This is a genomic window from Streptomyces aureoversilis (assembly GCF_042657885.1).
Classification (GTDB): Bacteria; Actinomycetota; Actinomycetes; order Streptomycetales; family Streptomycetaceae; genus Streptomyces; species Streptomyces aureoversilis.
In genome coordinates this window covers 67,214-91,706 of the sequence record NZ_JBHSKJ010000011.1, presented here as the reverse complement: position 1 = coordinate 91,706, position 24,493 = coordinate 67,214, and the positions used below count along the sequence as shown (strand labels likewise).

The 24,493-nt window shown below is 72.4% G+C and carries 22 protein-coding genes; 7 read left to right on the top strand and 15 right to left on the bottom strand.

What is annotated here, in order from left to right:
- Positions 1-96 precede the first annotated feature (96 nt).
- From ACFPP6_RS20305 to ACFPP6_RS20295, 3 genes are all read left to right on the top strand, one after another.
- A complete protein-coding gene (locus ACFPP6_RS20305; protein WP_382044205.1) occupies positions 97-1,878 on the top strand; it encodes a gamma-glutamyltransferase family protein in 1,782 nt (593 codons plus the stop codon).
- A gap of 169 nt (positions 1,879-2,047) precedes the next feature.
- The gene (locus tag ACFPP6_RS20300) at positions 2,048-2,875 is read left to right on the top strand and encodes an inositol monophosphatase family protein (protein WP_382044203.1); all 828 of its coding nucleotides are present in this window, start codon (positions 2,048-2,050) and stop codon (positions 2,873-2,875) included.
- 41 nt (positions 2,876-2,916) lie between these two features.
- Entirely contained in the window at positions 2,917-4,323 is a 1,407-nt protein-coding gene (locus tag ACFPP6_RS20295) for a phytoene desaturase family protein (RefSeq protein WP_382044590.1), read from the top strand.
- A gap of 49 nt (positions 4,324-4,372) precedes the next feature.
- Here ACFPP6_RS20295 and ACFPP6_RS20290 read toward each other — a convergent pair whose 3' ends face one another.
- The 5 genes from ACFPP6_RS20290 to ACFPP6_RS20270 all read right to left on the bottom strand — a co-directional run bounded on the left by ACFPP6_RS20290 (position 4,373) and on the right by ACFPP6_RS20270 (position 6,966).
- A complete protein-coding gene (locus tag ACFPP6_RS20290) occupies positions 4,373-4,966 on the bottom strand; it encodes a Clp protease N-terminal domain-containing protein (protein WP_382044200.1) in 594 nt (197 codons plus the stop codon).
- A 2-nt stretch (positions 4,967-4,968) separates the two neighbouring features.
- Positions 4,969-5,193: a helix-turn-helix domain-containing protein gene (locus ACFPP6_RS20285; protein WP_058042480.1), complete on the bottom strand. Its 225-nt coding sequence runs from the start codon at positions 5,191-5,193 to the stop codon at positions 4,969-4,971.
- 32 nt (positions 5,194-5,225) lie between these two features.
- On the bottom strand, positions 5,226-5,834 hold the full coding sequence (locus tag ACFPP6_RS20280; protein WP_382044197.1) for a hypothetical protein: 609 nt from the start codon (positions 5,832-5,834) through the stop codon (positions 5,226-5,228).
- Complete coding sequence (locus tag ACFPP6_RS20275; RefSeq protein ID WP_382044194.1) at positions 5,831-6,121, bottom strand: hypothetical protein; 291 nt, start codon at positions 6,119-6,121, stop codon at positions 5,831-5,833. Before ACFPP6_RS20275 ends, ACFPP6_RS20280 begins: the two co-directional genes overlap by 4 nt.
- A gap of 104 nt (positions 6,122-6,225) precedes the next feature.
- Entirely contained in the window at positions 6,226-6,966 is a 741-nt protein-coding gene (locus ACFPP6_RS20270) for an SIR2 family NAD-dependent protein deacylase (RefSeq protein WP_382044191.1), read from the bottom strand.
- Between the two features lie 317 nt (positions 6,967-7,283).
- On the opposite strand from ACFPP6_RS20270, the gene ACFPP6_RS20265 reads away from it, so the two are divergent.
- From ACFPP6_RS20265 to ACFPP6_RS20255, 3 genes are all read left to right on the top strand, one after another.
- Positions 7,284-8,303, top strand: a complete 1,020-nt coding sequence (locus tag ACFPP6_RS20265) for a collagen-like domain-containing protein (RefSeq protein ID WP_382044188.1) — start codon at positions 7,284-7,286, stop codon at positions 8,301-8,303.
- Between the two features lie 224 nt (positions 8,304-8,527).
- A complete protein-coding gene (locus ACFPP6_RS20260; protein ID WP_382044185.1) occupies positions 8,528-9,106 on the top strand; it encodes a TetR/AcrR family transcriptional regulator in 579 nt (192 codons plus the stop codon).
- Between the two features lie 149 nt (positions 9,107-9,255).
- Complete coding sequence (locus tag ACFPP6_RS20255; RefSeq protein ID WP_382044182.1) at positions 9,256-10,041, top strand: SDR family oxidoreductase; 786 nt, start codon at positions 9,256-9,258, stop codon at positions 10,039-10,041.
- 29 nt (positions 10,042-10,070) lie between these two features.
- Here ACFPP6_RS20255 and ACFPP6_RS20250 read toward each other — a convergent pair whose 3' ends face one another.
- Positions 10,071-11,804 carry a BCCT family transporter gene (locus tag ACFPP6_RS20250; RefSeq protein WP_382044179.1) on the bottom strand — a complete coding sequence of 578 codons (1,734 nt, stop codon included), beginning with the start codon at positions 11,802-11,804 and terminating at the stop codon, positions 10,071-10,073.
- A gap of 146 nt (positions 11,805-11,950) precedes the next feature.
- Here ACFPP6_RS20250 and ACFPP6_RS20245 point away from each other — a divergent pair, with 146 nt between their 5' ends.
- Positions 11,951-13,084 (top strand): glycerate kinase, encoded by a 1,134-nt coding sequence (locus ACFPP6_RS20245; protein ID WP_382044177.1) that lies wholly within the window; start codon positions 11,951-11,953, stop codon positions 13,082-13,084.
- A gap of 398 nt (positions 13,085-13,482) precedes the next feature.
- On the opposite strand, the gene pssA is transcribed toward ACFPP6_RS20245, so the two are convergent.
- From pssA to ACFPP6_RS20200, 9 genes are all read right to left on the bottom strand, one after another.
- Complete coding sequence (pssA, locus tag ACFPP6_RS20240; RefSeq protein ID WP_168091146.1) at positions 13,483-14,331, bottom strand: CDP-diacylglycerol--serine O-phosphatidyltransferase; 849 nt, start codon at positions 14,329-14,331, stop codon at positions 13,483-13,485.
- Positions 14,318-14,974 carry a phosphatidylserine decarboxylase gene (locus ACFPP6_RS20235; RefSeq protein ID WP_382044175.1) on the bottom strand — a complete coding sequence of 219 codons (657 nt, stop codon included), beginning with the start codon at positions 14,972-14,974 and terminating at the stop codon, positions 14,318-14,320. The genes pssA and ACFPP6_RS20235 overlap by 14 nt, the downstream gene beginning before the upstream one ends.
- 169 nt (positions 14,975-15,143) lie before the next feature.
- Positions 15,144-16,349, bottom strand: coding sequence for an acyl-CoA dehydrogenase family protein (locus ACFPP6_RS20230; RefSeq protein ID WP_382044172.1), 1,206 nt, complete (start codon positions 16,347-16,349; stop codon positions 15,144-15,146).
- Between the two features lies 1 nt (position 16,350).
- Positions 16,351-16,863, bottom strand: a complete 513-nt coding sequence (locus ACFPP6_RS20225) for a MaoC family dehydratase (RefSeq protein ID WP_382044169.1) — start codon at positions 16,861-16,863, stop codon at positions 16,351-16,353.
- Between the two features lie 5 nt (positions 16,864-16,868).
- Positions 16,869-17,840 carry an HpcH/HpaI aldolase/citrate lyase family protein gene (locus ACFPP6_RS20220; RefSeq protein WP_382044166.1) on the bottom strand — a complete coding sequence of 324 codons (972 nt, stop codon included), beginning with the start codon at positions 17,838-17,840 and terminating at the stop codon, positions 16,869-16,871.
- The gene (locus ACFPP6_RS20215) at positions 17,837-19,849 is read right to left on the bottom strand and encodes a protein meaA (protein WP_382044164.1); all 2,013 of its coding nucleotides are present in this window, start codon (positions 19,847-19,849) and stop codon (positions 17,837-17,839) included. The genes ACFPP6_RS20220 and ACFPP6_RS20215 overlap by 4 nt, the downstream gene beginning before the upstream one ends.
- Before the next feature lie 10 nt (positions 19,850-19,859).
- Positions 19,860-21,197 carry a crotonyl-CoA carboxylase/reductase gene (gene ccrA / locus ACFPP6_RS20210; RefSeq protein WP_382044162.1) on the bottom strand — a complete coding sequence of 446 codons (1,338 nt, stop codon included), beginning with the start codon at positions 21,195-21,197 and terminating at the stop codon, positions 19,860-19,862.
- A 381-nt stretch (positions 21,198-21,578) separates the two neighbouring features.
- A complete protein-coding gene (locus tag ACFPP6_RS20205; RefSeq protein WP_058042495.1) occupies positions 21,579-22,418 on the bottom strand; it encodes a TetR family transcriptional regulator in 840 nt (279 codons plus the stop codon).
- A gap of 100 nt (positions 22,419-22,518) precedes the next feature.
- A complete protein-coding gene (locus tag ACFPP6_RS20200; protein ID WP_382044159.1) occupies positions 22,519-24,339 on the bottom strand; it encodes a 3-hydroxyacyl-CoA dehydrogenase family protein in 1,821 nt (606 codons plus the stop codon).
- Positions 24,340-24,493: the final 154 nt, after the last annotated feature.

The following is a 24,493-nucleotide window of genomic DNA, read 5'->3' as shown; positions in this document are numbered from 1 at the left end:
GCCGTGCCCTGTGCGGACGGCCCTCGGACGGACGGCCCACGGGTCCCCCGCAGGCGGTATTGCGCACCGGCGGGAGGATCTGCCTTTCTGGACGCCATGTTCACCACCCGGCCCACCCTGCAGGGCACCTTCGGCATGGTGTCGACCACCCACTGGCTGGCCTCGCAGTCCGCGATGGCCGTACTGGAGAGCGGTGGCAACGCCTTCGACGCCGCCGTCGCCGCCGGATTCGTCCTGCACGTCGTCGAGCCGCACATGAACGGCCCGGCCGGCGAGGTGCCCGCCGTGTTCGCGCCGGCCGGCGGCCCGGTGCAGGTGCTCTGCGGCCAGGGCCCCGCGCCCCGGGGCGCGACCATCGGGCACTACCGCTCGCTCGGCCTCGACCTGGTTCCCGGCACCGGCCCGCTCGCGGCCGCCGTACCGGGCGCGTTCGACGCCTGGATGCTGCTCCTGCGCGACCACGGCACCAAGCCGCTCGCCGACGTCCTCTCGTATGCCATCGGCTATGCGGAGCACGGCCACGCGCCCGTCGAGGCCATCGGCCGGACCGTGGCCACCGTCCGCAAGATCTTCGAGACGGAGTGGACGTCCTCCGCCGCGCTCTACCTGCCCGGCGGCCGCCCGCCGGCCCCCGGCACGCTCCTGCGCAACCCCGCCCTCGCCGCCACCTGGCGCCGCCTCCTCGCCGAGGCCGAGGCGGGCGGCGGCAGCCGGGAGCAGCGCATCGACGCGGCCCGCCGCGTCTGGCGCGAGGGCTTCGTCGCCGAAGCGCTCGTGGCCGCCGCGGCGCGCCCGACCCTCGACACCTCCGGCGAGCGCCACACCGCGCCCCTCACCGGCGACGACCTCGCCGGCTTCCGCGCGGCCTACGAGGAGCCGGTGCGCCACGACTGGAACGGCTGGACGGTCTGCAAGCCCGGCCCCTGGTCGCAGGGCCCGGTCCTCCTCCAGCAGCTCGCCCTGCTCGACGGGCCGCCGGACTACGGCACCCCGGAGTACGTCCACACCCTCATCGAGGGCAGCAAGCTCGCCATGGCCGACCGCGAGGCCTGGTACGGCGACGCCGCGGACGTGCCGCTGAAGGCCCTGCTCTCCGAGGGCTACAACGCCGCCCGCCGCGCGCTGATCGGCGACCTCGCCTCGTACACCCTGCGCCCGGGCAGCCCGGAGGGCCGCAGCCCGCACCTGGCCCGGCACGTCGTCGCCGCGGCGGAGCGGACCGCCCCGGCCGCGGCGGGCGCGGGCGAGCCGACCGTCACCGTCAGCGGAGCGACCCGCGGCGACACCTGCCACCTCGACGTCGTCGACCGCTGGGGCAACATGATCTCCGCGACCCCCAGCGGCGGCTGGCTGCAGTCCAACCCCGTCGTCCCGGAGCTCGGCTTCCCGCTCGGCACCCGGCTGCAGATGGCCTGGCTCGAACCCGGGCTGCCCAACTCCCTCACCCCCGGACGCCGCCCGCGCACCACCCTCACCCCGTCCCTGGCCCTGCGGGACGGCGAGCCCGTCCTCGCCTTCGGCACCCCCGGCGGCGACCAGCAGGACCAGTGGCAGCTGCACTTCTTCCTCGCCGTCGCCCTGCGCCCGCCCGTCCGCGGCGGCCTGGACCTGCAGGGCGCGATCGACGCGCCCAACTGGCACCAGGACTCCTTCCCCGGCTCCTTCTACCCGCGCACCATGAGCCCCGGAGCGGTCGTCGTCGAGCGGCGGATGGGCGAGACGGCGATCGGGGAGCTGCGCCGGCGGGGTCACCGGGTGACGGTGGGCGAGTCGTGGTCGGAGGGACGGCTGTGCGCGGTGGCGCGCGATCCGCGCACGGGCGTGCTGTCGGCGGCGGCCAATCCGCGCGGCATGCAGGGGTACGCCGTGGGCCGCTGACGGGGCCCGGCGGGCTGCGGCGGGCCCGTGGGCACCGGGCGAACATCCTGTGGTCCACCGAGCCCGCATCCCGGGGTTCACCGGGCGAACATCCCGGGGTTCACCGGGGAGACAACCGGGGGACGCCGGCCCGCCACCGATTGTCGGTGGGGCGTGGTTCGATGGACACATGCTCGAAGACTTTCTCGCAGGTGATCTGACCGACGTCGAGGAGGCGGTCCGCAAGGCGGCCGCCGCCGAGATCATGCCCCGCTTCCGGCAGCTCGCCGTGGACGAGATCGTCCAGAAGAACGGCCCGCACGACCTCGTCACCGTCGCCGACCGGCGCGCCGAGGAGCACCTCGCCGCCGCCCTCACGGCCCTGCTGCCCGGCTCGGTCGTGGTCGGCGAGGAGGCCGTGCACGCGGATCCGGGCATCCTCGGCGCCGTCGGCGGCGACGCGCCCGTGTGGATCGTCGACCCGGTCGACGGCACCCGCCAGTTCGTCAACGGCGAGCCCGGCTTCGCCACGCTCGTCTGCCTCGCCCACCGCGGCGAGCTCCTCGCCTCCTGGACGTACGCGCCCGCGCTCGACCTGATGGCCGTCGCCCGCCGCGGCGCCGGGGCCCGGCTCAACGGCGAGCCGCTGAGCGCCGGCTCGCCCGCCCCGGGCAAGGTCCTGGAAGTGGCGATCTCCCACTACGACTTCACCGACGACGAGCAGAAGCGCGTCCTGTCGGCGCTCGCCACGGAGGGCGTCGCGCCCCGCCCCTGCGGCTCGGCCGGCCTGGAGTACCTCAACGTGGCGCGGGGCGTCATCGACGGCCTCGCCTTCAGCTGGGAGAACCCCTGGGACCACGCCGCAGGGCTGCTGCTGGTCGCCGAGGCGGGCGGGGCGAGCGGGACCGTCGCCGGGGAGTCCTTCCGCATAGCCGGCGGCAACGCCCTCCCCTTCGCCGCCGCGCGGGACGAGGCGACGCTCCGTCATATCCTGGACCTGCTGGCGTCCGCCGGCTGATCCCGAGGACGAGACGAGGGGAGTGGCGTCCGGTGCCGACCATGCTCGACGCCGTCGTCGTAGGTGCCGGGCCCAACGGGCTCACCGCCGCCGTGGAGCTGGCCCGGCGCGGCCTGTCGGTGGAGGTCTTCGAGGCCGCCGGTGCCGTCGGCGGCGGCGCGCGGACCGAGGAGCTCACGCTCCCCGGCTTCCGGCACGACCCGTGCTCCGCCGTGCACCCGCTCGCCGCGGGCTCGCCCGCCTTCGCCGCGATGCCGCTGGACCGGCACGGCCTGGAGTGGGTGCACCCCGAGCTGCCCATGGCGCACCCCTTCCCGGACGGCACGGCCGCCGTCCTCGCCCGCAGCGTGGGGGAGACGGCGCACTCGTTCGGGCCGCGCGACGCCGGGGCGTACCGGCGCCTCGTCGAGCCCTTCCACGGCAGGTGGGAGACGCTCGCGGCCGACTTCCTGCGCACCCAGTGGGACGGCCTGCCGCGCGACCCCCTCCTCTACGCCCGCTTCGGCCTGGCCGGCATCCAGTCCGCGTCCCTGCTGGCCCGCCGCTTCCGGGACGAGAAGGCGGCGGCCCTGATCGCGGGCCTCGCCGCGCACGGCATCGCCCCCCTCACCGGCCCCGGCACCGGCGGCATGGCGCTGATCTTCGCGCTGGCCGCGCACGCGGGCGGCTGGCCGGTGCCGCGCGGCGGCTCCCAGTCCATCGCCGACGCCCTGGCCTCGTACCTGCGCGCGTGCGGCGGCGCCGTGCACACCGGCTTCGAGGTCAAGCGCCTGGACGACCTGCCGCCCGCCCGCGCCTACGTCTTCGACACCTCGCCCACCGCCCTCGCCCGGATCGCGGGCCTGGGCAACGCCTACCGCGGCTACCGCTACGGCCCCAGCGTCTTCAAGATCGACTATGCGCTGTCGGGCCCCGTTCCGTGGACGGCGCAGGAGGCCCGCCGCGCCGGCACGGTCCACATCGGCCCGACGTATGGCGAGATCGACGCCGCCCTCGGCGCCGCGCTGCAGGGCCGGGACCCGTCGGTGCCCTTCCTCATCACCGCCCAGCCCAGCCTCGTCGACCCCACCCGTGCGCCCGAGGGCAAGCACACCTTCTGGGTGTACGGGCACGTGCCGAGCGGCTGGGAGGGCGACGCCACCGAGGTGATTGAGCGTCAGATCGAGCGCTTCGCCCCCGGTTTCCGCGACCTCGTCCTGGCCCGCGCCACGGCCGGCCCCCCGCAGCTGGCCGCCCGCAACGCCAACTACGTGGGCGGCGACTTCGCCATCGGCTCCGTGGCGGGCCTCCGCCTGGTCATCCGGCCCAAACTCGCCCGCGTGCCCTACGCCACGGCCCACCCGGCCGTCTTCCTCTGTTCCTCCGCCACCCCGCCCGGCCCCGGCGTCCACGGCATGTGCGGGCACCACGCGGCGAAGGCGGTGTGGAGGAGGCTGCGCACGCGGTAGGCGGGCGCCGTGCGGCCGGGCGGCGCAGAGCCGCTCAGGTGCAGGCTGCTCAGGCGGCGCCCGGCAGGTCCGCCAGGATCCCGTTCCGTACGGCGACGGCGTCGGTCCCCAGCTTCCGCAGGACGCCGCCCGTCACCTTGTCGTCCGGGTGGAGGATGCCCAGGAGGACGTGTTCCGCGCCGATGTGGCGTTCCTTGCGGGCCAGGGCCTCGCGCAGGGAACGCTCCAAGGCCTTCTTCGCGCGGGGCGTGAAGGGGATGTGGCCCTGCCCGCCGGGTTCGCCCCGGCGGCGGCCGAACGGCAGGAACCGCCGCCGCCTCTCCTCCGGCGGACCGGTCCGGTCCAGGGCCCCCGGCCCGAACGTGCCCTCGGCCTGCGCCCGTACGGCTTCCAGGTCGATGCCGAAGGCGCGCAGTGCCTCCGCGTCGTCCGTACCGAGGGCTCCGGCGGGCGCGACCGCGCTCCGGCACCTCTCGGGCGTGATGCCGAACCGGGCCAGCGTGGCGACTCCGGGCGCCCCGTCCTGCATGAGGACGCCGAGCAGCAGGTGCTCGCTGCCGATCCACGGATGACCCAGCGTGCGGGCCTCCTCCTGCGCCTGTACGACGGCGACACGTGCATCCCGGGTGAACCGTTCGAACATGCCTACCTCCTGGCGTGTTTCTTGTGCACTGCCTGCCTGCTGACTCCGAGCGCGGCCCCGATCTCCTCCCAGGACCAGCCCTGCCGGCGCGCACTGTCGACCTGGAGCGCCTCCAGGCGCTCGACGAGCCGGCGCAGCGCGGCGACGGCGCGCAGTCCCACATGGGGATCGCTGTCCATGGCGGCCTCGGTGGTGCCGACCGCGTCCTTCGCATCCGTTCCGGCCATGCTGTCAACCTAGGATGACAGGCGCGGAGGTGTCAACGGTTGTTGACGGATGGGTCGTTGACGGATGGGTCGTTGGCGGGTGGGTCCAGCGGGCGCTTGAAGTAGCTCCACGGAAAGGAGTCCGTGCCCACCTGGGTCCACCCGTCCGCCTCCATGCGCCGCCGGCGCCCGGCGACCGCGAGCGGGACGCGGCGGTACTCCCACTGCCGGTCGGACGCCTCCACCGCGTGGTACAGCGGGCCGAACTCGATCAGCTCCCAGCGGTCCAGGCCCGCTTCGGCCAGGGCGGCCATCTCGTTGAACGCGGTCAGCGGGGTGAGGATCCGGCGCTCGGGGGATCCCTCGGGGACGGCTCCGCTCTTGGCGGCGAAGCGCTGCTGGGCGGCCTGGCGGCTCACGCCCAGCAGGCGTCCGATGGTGTCCCAGCTGTGCCCCGCGGCCCGGGCGCCCTGTACGGCCTCGCACAGCAGCCTGCTCGTCTCCTCCGCGCCGGTCCGGGTGGCGGCCACCAGGCGCAGATAGCCCTCCGGGTCGTGCTCCAGGGACTCGGCGAGCCCTTCCGGCGCACCGAGGACGGCGCTCGCGATGCCCTCGCGGATGCGGGCTTCCTCCTCCGGGCTGAGCGGCGTCATTTCGCTCATCGCCGCTCGCCGCCGTGCAGCGGTTCGAGGGCGTCCAGGGCCTCCTCGTCGCGCTGCCGCTGGGCGGTGTCGGCGATGCTCTGCGCGTGCACCGACCCGTAGAGGGCGCCCATCGTGGCGATGAGGACGATCTCGGCGGCGATCAGCGCGAAGAACGCCCCGTCGCCGAGGTCGTCGGAGATCGACAGGGCGAGCGTGATCAGGGCGATGGCGCTCATCAGCAGCGCGATGGCGGTGTTGACGAGGGTGGACTGCGAGGCGGCCCCGGGCCGCGGCGAACCGATCATGACGTCAACTTTTCCTTGACGCCACCTCTTTGTCAACCTTTCCTTGACGCGCGCCCGGGCCGGACGCCCGCCTGCCTGCCGACCGGCCTGTTCGACCGGGCAGGCTACCCCGCGGCGATCCGCTCCAGCAGCGCCGGGAGCGCCGTCCCGATCGGCTCGCGCACCAGTTCGTCGGCCCGGTCGTCGTACGGCGTCGGCTCCGCGTTGACGATCACCAGCCGCGCGCCGTGGTCGGCCGCCAGTCCCGCCAGCGATGCGGCGGGGTGCACCTGCAGGCTCGTGCCGACGGCGATGAAGACCTCGCACGCCTTGGTCACGGCCACCGCCTCGCCCAGCACCACCGGGTCGAGGCCCTCGCCGAACATGACCGTCGCCGACTTGAGGATGCCGCCGCACGCCTCGCACGCCGGATCCGGATCGCCCGCCGCCACCCGCTCCAGCGCCGCCTCCATGCCGGAACGCGCCTTGCAGCGGGTGCACTGCACGGCCCGCGCCGAGCCGTGCAGTTCGAGGACCTTGCGCTCCGGCATCCCCGCCAGCTGGTGCAGCCCGTCCACGTTCTGCGTGATCACCCGTACCGGGACGCCCGACTCCTCCAGGCGCACCACCGCCTCGTGCGCGACGTTCGGCCGGGCGCGCAGCGCGGGTCCCTCGCGCCGCATCCGCCACGACCGGCGCCGGATCTCCGGGTCGGACATGTAGTACGTGTACGTGACGAGCTTCTCGGCCTCCGGGTCGCGGCGCCACAACCCGTCGGGGCCGCGGTAGTCCGGGATGCCGGAATCCGTGGAGATCCCGGCGCCGCTGAGGATGGCCACCAGGGGGCGCTTCTTGGGGGTGTTCATGGCGGGAGCGTAGGTGGGCCGGTGGCCGCCCGGCGACGGGTTTTCCTATGGATCTGTCGATATTTCGGGCCCTTGGCCGGACCTCGCCGAGCGGGCCGTCGAGCTAATGATTTATCGACTTTTCCGCGCGTCATTCCAATGGCGTCGTTTTTTATGCCCGGGGCTCCTTCGCGCGGGTGAATGCGGAGGCGGCATCCGGGCCAAGGGCCGGACTCGCCTCGCCGGTGTGCGGCCACGGCTGTGTTCCTGTGCCATTCCGGGTCCCTGGGAGTGAAAGGAGCGATATGTCGCTAAAACAGAGACGTGCCGGGGTCTTTGTGGCGGGAAGCGGTGTCGTCGCGCTGGGCGTGCTGTTCACGTTCTGCGCCGCGGCGGGCGCAGGGGTGTCCGACGGCAACGAAGACGCGCGCGGTGGAGTGCCGGGTGAAGTGATCTCGCGGGTGGGTCAGAAGGTGCGCAAGAGTCCTGCGCTCTCCGCGCCGGTCGTCGGCAGCTACGGGCCCGGAGCGCATGTGCTCATCGCCTGCCAGGCCGCCGGTGGACGGGTGGAGGGCGACGGCCTCTGGTACCGGCTGGCCGACGGACGGGGGTGGCTGAGCGCTCACTACGTCCACGTGTCCGGGCTCGTCCCGGTCTGCAAGGGCGGCGGAAGCGGGGGCTCAGGCAAGCCGGCGGGCGCCAAGGGGCAGCAGGGCGGCCCGAAGGGGCAGAAGGGTGACCCCGGGCGTGGCGGCCCGTCGGGCCCTGTGGCCGGTGCGGGAGTGCCGGACCCGCAGGGGGCGCCCGGGACTGCCGGTCCCGCGGGCCAGGCGAGCCCGCCCGCCGCCGGAGGCGAGGACGGTGCCGGCTCGACCGGTCCCGCCCGGCCCGCCGTGCCCGTCAAGCCTGCCGCCCCCGCCAAGCCCGCTGCGCCGGTCAAGCCTGCCGGTGCCGCCAAACCCCACAAGCCCGCCAAACCTACTAAGCCCACCAAGCCCACCAAGCCCACTAAACCCGTCAAACCCACCGGCGCCACCAAGCCGACCGGACCGGTCGGCCCCGGCGGCTCCGCGGGCCTGCCGGACGTCCCCGGCGCCTCCGGCCGGATGCAGACCGTCGCGCAGGACTACACCGTCCCGCCGATGTCCCTCCGTCAGCTGCTGAGGAGCCCCACATGCCCCGACGGCACGCGGATCGCCGGAGGGGGCTACTTCCAGCCCGGCGGCCGGATCGGCGGCGTGGAGACGGTCGACGCGTACCCCAGCGTCACCGGGAACGTCTATCTGGTGGGCGTGAACAACACGAGCCCCGCCGCCGTCAACCTGCGGGTCTTCGCCGTCTGCCAGCCGGTGGCCTGACCGGTGGCCTGACCGGTCGTCCGGCCAGTTGTCCAGTCGGCCGTCCGGCCGATTGCGCGGCCGGGGGCGGCGGAGCGGCGGCAGTGGAGCGCCGGCAGTGAAGCGGCGGCGGCCCGTCCGGCATGGCGGGCCGCCCGCCCTCCGCTCCGCGCGCGACCGGGGTCACGGGCAGGCCACGACCCCAAATAATTGACCTGCAGGTCAAAAAGTCATACGGTCCCCCCATGGGAAGACCCAAGCAGTTCGACCCGGACGTGGCCGTCGGCAAGGCCATGGACGTCTTCTGGCGCAAGGGCTACGCGGCCACCACACCGCAGGACCTCGTCGACGAGCTCGGCATCGGAAAGGGCAGCCTCTACAACGCCTTCGGCAGCAAGCACGCGCTCTTCGAGCGCACGCTGGAGCGCTACCGCGACACCCAGTCGGCGGCGCTGGTCGAGCTGCTCGATCAGGCGGGCCCCGTCCGGCCGCTGCTGCGTTCCGCGCTGGAGCTGCTGATCGAGACCGACCTCGGCCCGGCCGGCCGCCGCGGCTGCTTCGCCGTCAACACCGCCACCGAGCTCGGGGGGAGGGACGACGCCTCCACCGAGCTCGTACGCCGCATGTTCGAGCGCACCGAGGGCGCCTTCAAGGCGGCCGTCGAGCGCGGGCAGCGCACGGGCGAGTTCCCCCCGGACCGGGACGCGGACGCGGCGGCGAGCCTGATGCTCGCGGCGCTCGTCGGGATGCGGGTCATCGCCCGGGCCCAGGGTGGCCGGGAGCGGCTGCACCGCATCGTGGACGCGGTGCTCGACTCGCTGTGAGGCGCGCCCTCCGGCGGGCTCCGAGGCCTTCCGGGGCTTCCGGAGCCTCCTTGGCTGCGGCTCTTCCCGCGGTTCCGTTTGCTGTTCCGTTTGCTCCGCGGTCCCGCTTATCCAAATTTTGTACCTACAGGTAAAGAAAGAGTGTCCTCATGGATCTCCACCTCAACGGCAGGACCGCCCTCGTCACCGGTGCCAGCCGCGGCATCGGCCTCGCCACCGTCCGGTCGCTCGCCGCCGAGGGCGTACGGGTCGTCGGCGCCGCCCGGACGATCACCCCCGAGCTGAAGGAGGCCGCCACCGCGGTCGTCGCCGTGGACCTCAGCACCCCCGACGGCGGGCGCCGCCTCGTCGAGCAGGCGGTCGCCGGGCTCGGGGACGGGCTCGACCTGCTGGTCAACAACGTCGGCGGCGGCGACGAGGTCGTGCTCGGCGGGTTCCTCGACTCCGGCGACGCCGAGTTCCAGGCGAACCTCGACCTCAACTTCCTCAGCGCCGTGCGCGTCAGCCGCGCCGCCCTGCCGTCCCTGGTCGAGCGGCGCGGGTCCGTCGTCAACGTCTCCTCCATCAACGCGCGGCTCCCCGCCGCCGGACCCGTCGCCTACAGCGTGGCCAAGGCCGCGCTCACCGCGTTCGGCAAGTCCCTGTCCGAGGAGTTCGGGCCGCGGGGCGTGCGCGTCAACACCGTCTCGCCGGGCGTGGTCCGCACGGCGATCTGGGAGGACCCGGAGGGGTTCGGCGGCAAGGTGGCCGCGGCGGCCGGCGTCGGCCACGCCGAGTTCCTGGAGCAGCTCCCGGAGCGCTTCGGCATGGCCAGCCCGCGGATCACCGAGCCCGGCGAGGTCGCGGCCCTCATCACCTTCCTGCTCTCCGACGTGGCGGCCAACATCAACGGCGCGGACCACGTCATCGACGGCGGCACGGTGAAGACCGTCTGACGCACCGCCCGGCCCGGCCGCGGGCGGCCCTAGCCCCGCGGCCCGCCGCCCTTCGGGCCGTCGTCGCGGTCGTCGCGCTCGCGGACGCTCTCCGCGACCCGGCGCAGCCGCGGGTGGCGCACCGGGCCCGGGGCCCGCTCCTCCATCGCGTCGCCGACCATCGTCCGCAGCGCGTCCCGCAGCCCGTGCACCGCGTGGTGCCGGGCCGGGCCCGCGCCCGGGTCCTCGCGCAGCTCCTTCATCAGCGACCAGCACAGCGCCAGCATCACCAGCACGAACGGCAGCGCCACCAGGATCGTCGCCGACTGCAGCGACTGCAGCCCGCCGGCCACCAGCAGGACCGCCGCCACCGCCGCCATCAGCACCCCCCACGTCACCACCAGCCACGTGCGCGGGTGCAGCGCGCCCCGGCTGGAGAGCGAGCCCATCACCAGGGACGCGGAATCCGCGCTGGTGATGAAGTACGTCATCACCAGCGCCATCGCGATCCACGAGGTGAGCGTCTCCAGCGGCAGGGTGTCCAGGAGCGCGAACAGGGACGCCTCCGCGCCGTCCTTGACGGTCCCGGCCATGTCGGCCGCGCCCGTCATGTCCAGCCGCAGCGCGCTCCCGCCCATCACGCAGAACCACACCACCGTCGCCCCGCTGGGCACGAGCAGCACGCCGACGAGGAACTCGCGGATCGTCCGCCCGCGCGAGATCCGGGCGATGAAGGTGCCCACGAACGGCGCCCACGACAGCCACCACGCCCAGTAGAAGATCGTCCACGCGCCGAGCCACTTCGAGTCGGTGAACGCGCCCGTACGGGTCGCGAGCGTCAGCAGGTCGTGCAGATAGCCGCCGGTGGCCGCGGGGATGGTGTTGAGGACGAAGACGGTGGGGCCGAGGAGGAAGACGAAGAGCATCAGGCAGGCGGCCAGCGCGATGTTGAGCGTGCTGAGCCACTTCACGCCCTTGTGCAGCCCGGAGAAGGCCGACAGCACGAACGCGGCCGAGAGCCCGCCGATGATCACCAGCTCCAGGGCCGTGCTGTCCTGCACGCCCGTCGTGATGTTGAGCCCCTTGGACACCTGGAGGGCGCCCAGGCCCAGGCTGGTCGCCGTGCCGAACACGGTCGCGAAGACCGCGAGCAGGTCGATCACCCGGCCCGGCCATCCCGCCGCCCGCTCCTCGCCGAGCAGCGGCACGAACGCCGAGCTCAGCCGGTTGCCGCGGCCCTTGCGGAAGCCGGCGTAGGCGAGCGCGAGGCCGGCCATGCCGTAGATCGCCCACGGGTGCAGGGTCCAGTGGAAGAACGAGTACTCCAGCGCCGTGCGGGCCGCCGCGGGCGTGTTCGCCGTGATGCCGCTGCCCGGCGGCGGGGAGACGAAGTGCAGGAGCGGCTCGCCGACGCCGTAGAACATCAGGCCGATGCCCATGCCCGCGCTGAACATCATCGCGATCCACGCGAGGTTGCCGAACTCCGGCCGGTCGTCGTCCCGGCCGAGCCGGATCCGGCCGAAGCGGCTGATGGCGATGACCACGCACAGGACGAGGAAGACGTCGGCAGCGATCACGAACAGCCACGCGAAGTTGGACAGCACCCAGTCCAGCGCCGACTTCGTCACCCGGTCGAAGGAGTGCTTGCCCAGCGCCGCCCACGCGACGACCGCGAGCACCGCGGCACCGCCGATCGCGACCAGCGCCGGGTCCGGGGGCTCCTCCCCGCCGCCTGGAGCGGCAGCGGAGGACGGGCCGGGCGGATCATGTACATCGGTGCTCATGACGCCCCACTATGGCCGGAAGTGTGCGGAATCGGGCGGACTGGCACGCCGTGCACGGGCATGGGCAAGGGCGGATCCGCCCCGGTAGGGTCCAGGCCGCGCGGCCCTGCGAGGCGGGCCGGGCCCGATGCGAGGGGTGGCGCGCGATGACGGACGCGGTACGGGTGCTGATCGCCGCGGACAAGTTCAAGGGATCCCTGACGGCCGCCGAGGTCGCCCGGCACGTCGCCGCCGGGCTCCGGCGCGGCGCGGACGCCGCCGGCCGGCGGCTCGCCGTCAGCGAGCTGCCCGTCGCCGACGGCGGGGACGGGACGGTCGACGCCGCCCTGGCGGCCGGGTTCGAGCGCCGCGAGGTACGGGTGACCGGGCCGGCGGGGGACACGGTCACCGCCGCGTTCGCGCTGCGCGGCGCCACCGCCGTCGTGGAGATGGCCGAGGCGTCCGGGCTGCGGCGGCTCCCCGGCGGGGTCCCCGCGCCCCTCACGGCCACCACCTACGGCACGGGCGAGCTGCTGCGGGCCGCGCTCGACGCGGGGGCCCGCACGGTGATCCTCGGGATCGGCGGCAGCGCGGGCACGGACGGCGGGGCCGGGATGCTGAGCGCGCTCGGCGCGCGGCTCCTCGACGCGTCCGGCACGCCGGTCGGCCCGGGCGGCGCGGCCCTCGCCGGTCTCGCCACGGCCGACCTCTCCGGCCTCGACCCGCGGCTGCGCACCACGGCCCTGGTGCTCGCGAGCGACGTCCGCAACCCGCTGACCGGCCCGGCGGGCGCCGCGGCCGTCTACGGCCCGCAGAAGGGTGCCGGAGCGGACGACGTGGCCGTGCTGGACGCCGCCCTCGCGCACTACGCCGCCGTGCTCGACGGCGGCGCGCTCGCGGGCGCGCCCGGCGCCGGTGCCGCGGGCGGGCTCGGGTACGGGGCGCTGGCCGGGCTGGGCGCGAGGTTCCGGCTCGGCATCGAGGTCATGCTCGACGTCCTCGGCTTCGCCGGCGCCCTGGAGGACGCGGACCTCGTGATCACGGGCGAGGGGTCCCTGGACGCCCAGACCCTCCACGGCAAGGCGCCCGCGGGGGTGGCCGCGGCGGCCCGCGAGCGGGGCGTGCCGGTCGTGGCGGTCTGCGGCCGCCTGGCCCTGGAGAGCTCCGCGCTCCAGGGCGCGGGGATCGGGCGTGCGTACGCCCTGACGGACCTGGAGCCGGACCCGCAACGGTGCATGGCCCTCGCCGGGCCGCTGCTGGAACGCCTCGCGGAACGCATCGCGGCCGACTGCCTCCCGTAGGCACGGCACGGCCCGTAGGAACGACCAGTAGGCACGGCCCGTGGGTACGGCACCGCCGGATACGTCCGGTGGGGGCTGCGCGCCGTTGCGGCGGGTTTTCTCTGCCTGCGGCAGAGGCGGCGTGAAGCCGGCCGGGAGGCCCGGCTCTCGCCTCTGCCGGGGTACGGCAGGGTCGAGAGGCCTCGCCTCTCACTCCCGCCGCAACGGCGCGCAACCCCCACCGGAGGTGCCCGGCGGTGCCCGTCCGCCTCAGGATCTGGATGGGCACCGAACGCGACGGCCCCGCACCGGGCACAGGTACCGCCCCGCGAGGCGACGGCGCCGGAAAACGCCGAGTGGGTGGTCCCGAACCCGGAGGTTCGGGACCACCCACTCGTGGTCACCCCGCGACGCAGTCGCTACGGCAGTTGCGTCGCCCTCGCCTCGCGGCGGTTGTCACGGAACGTGTTCACCCGGCGCGCCGTGGCGAACAGGGGGATCACCGCGCCCAGGACGACCTGGAGCGCGCAGCCCGTCTGGAGCAGGAGCTCACCGCCGGGCGCGTCGAACGCCCAGGCGGCCAGCAGGCCCATGCTGAGCACGATCCAGCTGAGCATCGCCACCGCGAGGCGCCCCCGCGGCTTCGGGTACTCGACACGGCTCACCATCAGCCACGCCACGCCCACGATCGCCAGCAGCGTCGGGACGAAGGGCAGCTCCAGCAGCACGATCGAGACGACGGTCAGCGCCCCGAAGGGGCTCGGCATGCCCTGGAAGATGCCGTCCCGCAGCTGGACGCACGAGAAGCGCGCCAGTCTGAGGACGACCGCCAGCAGGACCACCACGGCCGCCACGGCCGACACCCGCTGGTGGGCGTCGTCGGCGACCATGCCCCACACGACCACGAAGTACGCCGGGGCGAGCCCGAAGCTGATCAGGTCGGAGAGGTTGTCCAGCTCCGCGCCCATCGCCGAGCTGCGCAGCTTGCGCGCCACGAGCCCGTCGAAGAGGTCGAAGACCGATGCCAGCAGCATCAGTATCACCGCGGTGGCCGCGCTGTGGCGGGCCATGCCGCCGTCCTCGTTCCCCGTGAGGTGGGGGATGAGGACGCCGGTGGTGGTGAAGTACACCGCCATGAACCCGCAGATCGCGTTGCCCAGCGTGAGCGTGTCCGCTATTGAGAGCCGGGTGGACAGCGGCATGTCCTCCGCGTCCTCGGCCTCGTCGGCCTCGGGCACCCAGGATGCCTCTTGATCAATCACGGTCAAGGCGTGTCACCCCCGCCGTGGTCTTCTGTCCGACCTCCACCGCGACCTCGACGCCTTCCGGAAGGTAGAGGTCGACGCGCGAACCGAAACGGATCAGACCGATCCGCTCACCCTGCTCCACCTTGGTGTCCGCGGGGAGGTAGGGCACGATCCGCCGGGCCACGGCGCCGGCGATCTGCACCATCTCGATGTCGCCGAGCTCGGTGTCGAAGTGCCAGACGACGCGCTCGTTGTTCTCGCTCTCCTTGTTGAACGCCGGAACGAAGCCGCCGGGGATGTGCTCGACCGACGTCACGGTGCCGGCCAGCGGGGCGCGGTTGACGTGGACGTTCAGCGGGCTCATGAAGATGGCGACGCGGGTCCGGCCGTCCTTCCACGGCATGATGCTCTGCACCACGCCGTCGGCCGGGGAGATGACCCGGCCCTTGGCGATCTCGCGATCGGGGTCGCGGAAGAACCACAGCATGCCCGCCGCGAGCGCGGTGGTGGGCACGGCCAGCGCCGCCCAGCGCCCGGAGCGCCGGGCGCGGGTGAGGCTGACCGCCGCCGTGGCGACGGTCGGAAGAAGCCACGGCGATGCTCCGCGCGCGAGGCGTACGCCGGCGAGGCTGTCGCGGTGTGCAGAGGAAGAGCTGTGGGGCATGGGTGACCTTCGTAGCGGAGGGTGCCGCGAAACGATTGGGGGACGGCGGCTTTCCGGGGATGCTATCGGTTGCGACCGGCAACTGGCTAAGCGCCAGGGCCAGTAGATGGCCGAACTCCGATGACTGGGTGTGATCTTCTTCTCGGTCAAATCACCCCTAATCGGATATTTATCCCTGGATCCGGTACTCCTCGAGTAGCCGGCGGCCGATGATCATTTTCTGGATCTCTGCCGTCCCTTCACCGATGAGCAGCATGGGGGCCTCTCGGTAGAGGCGCTCGATCTCGTACTCCTTGGAGAACCCGTATCCGCCGTGGATACGGAAAGCGTCCTCCACCACCTCCTTGCAGTACTCGGAGGCCAGGTACTTGGCCATTCCGGCCTCGAGATCGTTGCGACGGCCCGAGTCCTTCTTCCGGGCCGCATTCACCATCATCGCATGCGCCGCTTCGACCTTTGTCCCCATTTCGGCAAGTTTGAACTGGATGGCCTGGTGTTGCGCGATGGGTTTTCCGAAGGTGTGCCGCTGCTGCGCGTAGGCCGCACCCAGCTCGAACGCGCGCTGAGCGACGCCGCAGCCACGCGCTGCGACATTCACCCGGCCCACCTCGACGCCGTCCATCATTTGGTAGAAGCCCCGGCCCGTGACCCCGCCGAGCACGCGGTCGGCCGGAACGCGCAGGCCGTCCATGATCAGTTCGGTGGTGTCGACGCCCTTGTAGCCCATTTTGTCGATCTTTCCGGGGATGGTCAGACCCGGCTTGACCTCGCCGAACCCCGGCTCCTTCTCGATCAGGAAGGTGGTCATCGACTTGTGCGGGGCGGTCCCCTCCGGATGGCCCTCGTCCGTCCTGCACAACACGGCCACCAGCGTGGACGTGCCGCCGTTGGTCAGCCACATCTTCTGGCCGTTGAGGACGTACGCGTCGCCGTCGCGCACACCCTTCGATGTGATTGCCGACACATCCGAGCCCAGACCGGGCTCCGACATCGAGAAAGCACCCCTGATGTCGCCCGCCACCATCTTTGGCAGGAAATAGTCCTTCTGTTCCTGGGTGCCGTGCTGCTTGATCATGTAGGCCACGATGAAGTGGGTGTTGATGATCCCCGACACGCTCATCCAGCCCCGGGCGATCTCCTCCACGCACAGCGCATATGTGAGAAGGGACTCACCGAGGCCGCCGTACTCCTCCGGGATCATCAGGCCGAAGACCCCGAGTTCCTTCAGGCCCTCGACTATCCGGGTGGGGTACTCGTCACGGTGCTCCAGCTCGGTGGCCACCGGGATGATTTCCTTGTCGACGAAGTCACGGACCGTCGCCAGGATTTCCTGCTGGACGTCCGTCAGCCCGTCGGTCTGCGCCAGGCGGCCCATCTCACTTCTCCCGGATGATCGGCTCGGGGCGGCCGGGCTGCTCCCCGCCGCGCTCCTCGATGTACGTGGCGGTGGGCACCATCACCTTGCGCCGGAAGGTGCAGACCACGGTGCCGTCCTGCTTGTAGCCGATGGTCTCGACGTGGACGATCCCGCGGTCGCTCTTCGACTTCGACGGCGTCTTGCCGAGCACCTTCGTCTCGCCGTAGATGGTGTCGCCGTGGAAGGTGGGCGCGATGTGCTTCAGCGACTCCACCTCCAGGTTGGCGATGGCCTTGCCCGAGACGTCCGGGACGGACATGCCCAGCAGCAGGGAGTAGATGTAGTTGCCGACCACGACATTCTTGCCGAAATCGGTCGTCTTCTCCGCGTAGTTGCTGTCCATGTGCAGCGGGTGGTGGTTCATGGTCAGCAGACAGAACAAATGGTCGTCGTACTCGGTGACGGTCTTCCCGGGCCAGTGCTTGTAGACGTCGCCGACGGTGAACTCTTCGTAGGTCCGGCCGAACTGCATCGTGCTCAGGCCTCCGGGATCTCGAACTTCGACGTGCGCGTCATGCCCGCCGCACGGCCCTTGCCCGCGATCACCAGCGCCATCTTGCGGCTGGCCTCGTCGATCATCTCGTCGCCGAGCATCGCCGAGCCCTTCTTGCCGCCGGCCTCGGAGGTGCACCAGTCGTAGGCGTCCAGGATCAGCTCGGCGTGGTCGTAGTCCTCCTGCGTGGGGGAGAAGACCTCGTTGGCCGCCTCCACCTGGCCGGGGTGCAGCACCCACTTGCCGTCGAAGCCGAGGGCCGCGGCCCGGCGGGCGACGTCCTTGTAGCCGTCCACGTTCTTGATCTGGAGGTAGGGGCCGTCGATGGCCTGCAGGTCGTGGGCGCGGGCCGCCATCAGGATCCGCATCAGGATGTAGTGGTAGGCGTCCGCCGGGTAGCCGGGCGGCTGCTCGCCGACGACCAGGGACTTCATGTTGATCGAGGCCATGAAGTCGGCCGGGCCGAAGACGATCGTCTCCATGCGCGGCGACGCGGCGGCGATCGCGTCCACGTTCACCAGGCCCTTGGCGTTCTCGATCTGCGCCTCGATGCCGATGCGGCCGACCTCGAAGCCCATGGTCTTCTCGATCTGGGTCAGCAGCAGGTCCAGGGCGACGACCTGCTGGGCGTCCTGGACCTTCGGCAGCATGATGCAGTCGAGGTTCGGGCCCGCGCCCTCGACGACCGTGACGACGTCCCGGTACGTCCAGTGCGTCGTCCAGTCGTTCACGCGGACCACCCGGGTCTTGCCCGTCCAGTCGCCGTTGTTGAGCGCATCGACGATCGAATGGCGGGCGCCCTCCTTGGCCAGCGGGGCGCAGGCGTCCTCCAGGTCGAGGAAGACCTGGTCGGCGGGGAGGCCCTGGGCCTTCTCCAGGAAGCGCGGGTTGCTGCCGGGGACCGCGAGGCACGAGCGGCGCGGGCGCAGCCGGTTCACCGGGGCGGGCGTGGTCATGCGGGGACCTCCAACGGGTCGAGGTGGTTCGCTTTCCGGATCTCGTCGACGATACGGCCGATGATCTCCGTGATGCCGAAGTCCTTGGGGGTGAAGACCGCGGCGACGCCGGCCGCCCGCAGGGCGGTGGCGTCCGCGGACGGGATGATGCCACCGACGATGACGGGGACGTCGTCGGCCCCCGTGGCGCGCAGCCGCGCCAGCACGTCGGGCACGAGCTCGGCGTGCGACCCGGAGAGGATCGACAGGCCGACGCAGTGCACGTCCTCGGCGACGGCCGCCGAGACGATCTGCTCCGGGGTCAGCCGGATGCCCTGGTAGACCACTTCGAAGCCGGCGTCGCGCGCGCGGACGGCGATCTGCTCGGCGCCGTTGGAGTGGCCGTCCAGGCCGGGTTTGCCGACGAGCAGGCGCAGCTTGCCGCTGCCCAGGTCGTCGGCGGTGCGGGTCACCTTGGCGCGGACGGCGGCCAGTGGGGTGCCGGCCTCCGCGGTGACCGCCACGGGGGCGCTGCTCACGCCCGTGGGGGCCCGGAACTCCCCGAAGACGTCGCGCAGGGCCCAGGACCACTCGCCGGTCGTCACGCCCGCGCGGACGCACTCCAGGGTGGCCGCCATGAGGTTGTCCGAGCCGGCCGCGGCCTTCTTCAGCGCGGACAGCGACTCCTGGGCGCGGGCCTCGTCGCGGTCGTCGCGCCAGGCGTGCAGGGAGGCGACGACGCGGGCCTCGTTGGCCGGGTCCACCGTCATGATCGCGGTGTCGAGATCGGCGGTGAGCGGGTTGGGCTCGGTCGACTCGTAGCAGTTGACGCCGACGATCTTCTCCTCGCCGGCCTCGATCCGGGCCCGGCGCTCGGCGTGCGAGGAGACCAGCTGCGACTTCAGGTAGCCGGACTCGACGGCCGCCATCGCGCCGCCCATGCCCTGGATCCGCTCGATCTCCTCCAGGCACTCGGTGACCAGGCCGGACACCTTGGCCTCGATCACGTGCGAGCCCGCGAAGATGTCGTCGTACTCCAGCAGGTCGCTCTCGTGCGCGAGGACCTGCTGGATCCGCAGGCTCCACTGCTGGTCCCAGGGGCGCGGCAGGCCCAGCGCCTCGTTCCAGGCCGGCAGCTGCACGGCGCGGGCGCGGGCGTCCTTGGAGAGGGTCACGGCCAGCATCTCCAGGACGATGCGCTGGACGTTGTTCTCCGGCTGGGCCTCGGTCAGGCCGAGGGAGTTGACCTGGACGCCGTAGCGGAAGCGGCGCTGCTTGGGGTTCTCGATGCCGTAGCGCTCGCGGGTGATCCGGTCCCAGATGCGGCCGAACGCCCGCATCTTGCACATCTCCTCGACGAACCGGACGCCCGCGTTGACGAAGAAGGAGATGCGGGCGACGACGTCGCCCTTGCGGTCCTCGGGGACCTGGCCGGAGGCGAACACCGCGTCGAGCACGGCGATCGCGGTGGACATCGCGTACGAGATCTCCTGGACCGGAGTGGCCCCCGCCTCCTGCAGGTGGTAGCTGCAGATGTTGATCGGGTTCCACTTCGGGATGTTGTTGACCGTGTACGTGATCATGTCGGTGGTCAGCCGCAGCGAGGGGCCCGGCGGGAAGACGTGCGTCCCGCGCGAGAGGTACTCCTTGACGATGTCGTTCTGCGTCGTCCCCTGCAGCCGGGTGATGTCGGCGCCCTGCTCCTCCGCGACCACCTGGTACATGGCCAGCAGCCACATGGCGGTGGCGTTGATGGTCATGGAGGTGTTCATCTGCTCCAGCGGGATGTCCCGGAACAGCCGCCGCATGTCGCCGAGGTGCGCGACCGGCACGCCGACCCGGCCGACCTCGCCGCGGGCGAGGATGTGGTCGGAGTCGTAGCCGGTCTGCGTCGGCAGGTCGAAGGCGACCGAGAGACCGGTCTGGCCCTTGGCGAGGTTGCGCCGGTAGAGCTCGTTGGACGCCTCGGCGGTGGAGTGCCCGGCGTAGGTCCGCATGAGCCAGGGCCGGTCCTTTTGACGCTCAGTCATTCCTGGGCTCTCACACGTTCCGGAAGCGGTTGATGGCGTCGATGTGCCGTGCCCGCATCTCCTCGTCGCGGACCCCCATCCCCTCCTCGGGGGCCAGCGCGAGCACGCCGACCTTGCCCTGGTGGAGGTTGCGGTGCACGTCGTACGCGGCCTGCCCGGTGTCCTCCAGGCGGTATGTCTTCGACAGCGTGGGGTGGATCTTCCCCTTGGCGATCAGGCGGTTGGCCTCCCACGCCTCGCGGTAGTTGGCGAAGTGCGAGCCGACGATCCGCTTCAGCGACATCCACAGGTAGCGGTTGTCGTACTCGTGGTTGTAGCCGGAGGTCGAGGCGCAGGTGACGATCGTGCCGCCCTTGCGGGTGACGTAGACCGAGGCGCCGAAGGTCTCGCGGCCCGGGTGCTCGAAGACGATGTCGACGTCCTCGCCGCCGGTCAGTTCGCGGATGCGCTTGCCGAGCCGCTTCCACTCGCGCGGGTCCTGCTCGTGCTCGTTCTTCCAGAACTTGTAGCCCTCGGCGGAGCGGTCGATGATCGCCTCGGCGCCCATCCGCCGGCAGATCTCCGCCTTCTTGTCGCTGGAGACCACACAGATCGGGTTGGCGCCGCCGGCGAGCGCGAACTGGGTGGCGTACGAGCCGAGTCCGCCGCTCGCGCCCCAGATCAGGACGTTGTCGCCCTGCTTCATGCCGGCGCCGTTGCGGGAGACGAGCTGGCGGTAGGCGGTGGAGTTGACCAGGCCCGGGGCCGCGGCCTCCTCCCAGCTCAGGTGGCGCGGCTTGGGCATCAGCTGGTTGGACTTCACCAGCGCGATCTCCGCCAGGCCGCCGAAGTTGGTCTCGAAGCCCCAGATGCGCTGCTCGGGGTCGAGCATCGTGTCGTCGTGGCCGTCGGCGGACTCCAGCTCCACGGACAGGCAGTGGGCGACGACCTCGTCGCCGGGCTTCCAGGCGTTGACGCCGGGGCCGGTGCGCAGCACGACGCCCGCGAGGTCGGAGCCGATGACGTGGTACGGCAGGTCGTGCCGCTTGGCGAGCGGGGAGAGCTTTCCGTAGCGCTCCAGGAAGGCGAAGGTGGACAGCGGCTCGAAGATCGAGGTCCAGACGGAGTTGTAGTTCACCGAGCTGGCCATGACGGCCACGAGCGCCTCGCCGGGCCCGAGTTCGGGCACCGGCACCTCCTCGACGTGCAGCGACTTGCGCGGGTCCTTCTCGCGGGTGGTCAGGCCCTCGAACATGCCGGCCTCGTCCTTGTGCACGGTGACCGCGCGGTAGGACTCGGGGACGGCCAGGGCTGCGAAGTCCTCGGACGTGGTGTCCGGCGCGAGGATCGCGTCGAGTATCTGGTTCACGGTATTGCCTCCGGCGAAGCACGTCGGGAAACGGCTTGAGGGAACGTCGGGGGTGGTGCAGAGGGTGGAGCAGAGGCGGTGCCGTCGGTTCGGCGGTGGTGCGGGGCGGTGCCTTGTGCGGTGATCCGGCGCCGGTGGGCGCGCTGGGAATGCCTGTGACGCAGGCGTCCGGGCGCACAACGTTCTTGTGGGGACAGCCGGCGCACGACGGTTGTCGTCTGCGCGCCGGCCGCCCGGACACGCACAACGTATGGCACCGCGTGCCACACGACAAGACACTCGGTGCCAACAATTTCTCTCAGATGTCATCCGGAAGGCACGTATGAGCAACGAAGGCCGCCCCGAGGGGGCGGCCTTCGTCGGTAAAAGAGAGCTTTTGTTCTACTTCGTCTTGAGCGCCTTCTCGATCGCCCGCATGACCTCGCCCAGCGGCGCGTCCGTCCGGGCCACGGTCACCAGCACCTCGCCCTCGGTCCGCGCCGAGGCGGCCGGGCCGTCCTCCGCCCGGGCGCGCCCGGCCCCGATGCCCGTGCCGAAGGTCTCCCGCACGATGGCGAACGCGTGGTCGAGCTGGGTCTCCACGTCGCCCTGGCCGCCGCCGCGCAGCCAGCGCCGCAGCACGTGGTTGTGCGCGGTGACGACGGCCGAGGCGGCGACCTCGGCGAGCAGCGGGTCGTCGTCGCCGACGTGGTGGGCGCTCTCGTCGAAGTGGCCGAGGAGGTAGCGGGTGAAGAGCCGCTCGTAGCGGGCCACGGAGGCGATCTCGCGCTCGCGCAGGGCCGGCACCTCGCGGGTCAGGCGGTAGCGCTCCACGGAGACGGCGGGGGAGGCCGCGTACATCCGCATGACCTCCTTGATGCCCCGGCAGACGGTGTCGAGGGGGTTCTCGTGCGGCGGGGCCGCGTCCAGCACCCCCGCGGCCCGCACCAGGGTGTCGTCGTGGTCGGGGAAGATGGCCTCTTCCTTGGAGCGGAAGTGGCGGAAGAACGTCCGGCGGGCGACGCCGGCCGCGGCCGCGATCTCGTCGACGGTCGTCGCCTCGTAGCCCTTCGTCGCGAACAACTCCATCGCGGCCGCGGCGAGTTTGCGGCGCATGGTGAGCCGCTGGGCGGCGGCGCGGCGGCTGCCGGCGCTCTCGGTGTCGGGGTGCGGGTCTCTGGTCTCGCGGGGTACTTCTCCGGCCGTGCGCGGGGTGCGGACGGCCTTGGCGGGCTGGGGCATGTGGGGAACGTAACACGCGTCCGTACGGGCGTGCCGGGGCGGACCGTCCCCGGGTTCGAGCAGTCCGCCCCAGCCCACGTCGCGCTCGCGCGCGGTCCGGTCAGGCCTTCGCATACTCGCGGAAGCCGCGGCCCGTCTTGCGCCCCAGGCAGCCCGCCGCCACCAGGTGCTCCAGCAGGGGCGCCGGAGCGAGCCCGGGGTCGCGGAACTCGCGGTGCAGGACCTTCTCGATGGCCAGGGACACGTCCAGCCCCACGACGTCGAGCAGCTCGAAGGGCCCCATCGGATAGCCGCCGCCGAGCTTCATGGCCGCGTCGATGTCGTCCGGGCTCGCGTAGTGCTCCTGCACCATCTTCACGGCGTTGTTCAGGTACGGGAACAGCAGGGCGTTGACGATGAACCCGGCCCGGTCGCCGCAGTCCACGGCGTGCTTGCGCACCTTCGCGCAGACTGCGCGGACCGTGGCGTGCACGTCGTCGGCGGTCAGGACCGTGCGGACCACCTCCACCAGCTTCATCGCCGGCGCGGGGTTGAAGAAGTGCATCCCGACGACGTCCTGCGGGCGCGAGGTGGCGCGGGCACAGGCGACGACCGGCAGCGAGGAGGTGGTCGTGGCCAGCACCGCGCCCGGCTTGCAGACCTTGTCCAGCGTGGCGAACAGCTGCTGCTTGACCGCCAGGTCCTCGGCGACCGCCTCGATCGCCAGGTCGACGTCGGCGAAGGCGTCCAGCGACCCCGCCGGCTCGACGGCCGCCAGCGCGGCCTCCCGCTCCGCCGCCGTGATGCGGCCCTTCTCCACCGAGCGCGCGAGCGACTTCGCCACCCGGGCCCTGGCGGCCTCGGCCTTCTCCTGCGAGCGGGCCGCGAGCACGACGCGGTAGCCGGCCTTGGCGAAGACCTCGGCGATGCCGCTCGCCATCGTGCCCGACCCGGCCACGCCGACCGCGCGCACCTCGCGCGCCTGCGCCGCGACCCCGCCGCCGGCGCCGGGCGTCTCCGCGTCGGGCACCACCACGGCCGAGTCCGGCCCGTCGTAGGTGTAGAAGCCGCGGCCCGTCTTGCGGCCGGTCAGGCCCGCCTCCGCGAGCTGGCCGAGGACGGGCGCGGGAGCGTGCAGCCGGTCGTGGGAGGCCGCGTACATGGCCTCCAGGACCGTGCGCGCGGTGTCGATGCCGATCAGGTCCAGCAGGGCGAGCGGGCCCATCGGCAGCCCGCAGCCCAGCCGCATCGCGGCGTCGATGTCCTCGCGGGTGGCGTAGCGCGCCTCGTACATCGCGGCGGCCTGGTTGAGATAGCCGAACAGCAGCCCGTCGGCGACGAAGCCGGGCCGGTCGCCGACCGCGACGGGCTCCTTGCCCAGCTCCCGGGCCAGCGCGGTGACGGCCGCGACGGCGCCGGGCGCCGTGAGCACCGACGAGACGACCTCCACCAGCTTCATCGCCGGCGCCGGGTTGAAGAAGTGCATCCCGAGGACGCGCTCGGGGCGGGCCGAGTCGGCGGCCAGCCGGGTCACGGACAGGGCGTTGGTGCCCGTCGCCAGGATCGCCTCCGGGCGCACGATCGCGTCCAGGGCGGTGAACACCTCGTGCTTGACGGCGTAGTCCTCGGGCACGACCTCGATCACCAGGTCGGCGCCGGCCGCGGCCCGCAGGTCCGTGGCCGTGCGGAAGCGGGCGAGCGCGGCCCGCCGCTCGTCCTCCGTGATGCGCTCGCGGCGCACCGCGCGGGCGGTGGCGTTCTCGAGCGCGCGGACGGCGTGCGCCGCCGCGGCCTCGGAGACGTCGATGCCGGTGACCTCGCGGCCGGCCCGGACGAGGACTTCGGCGATGCCGGTGCCCATGGTGCCGAGGCCGACGACGGCGACGGTCCTCAAGGGGGAGGGGGAGGAGAGGGACGGCTCAGGGGTGGACGTACGGTCCATCGCGAGACTCCAGAAGGTGTTCCCCGGGCGCGGGGATGCGTCGGTCGGTTGCCGGTGCAGGCGGGCGGCCCCGGCGGGCCGCGGCGGCTGCGGGATTTTCCGGGTGCGGGATTTCCGGGTACGTACGGGTAAGGGGCGACCACGGAAAGGGAGT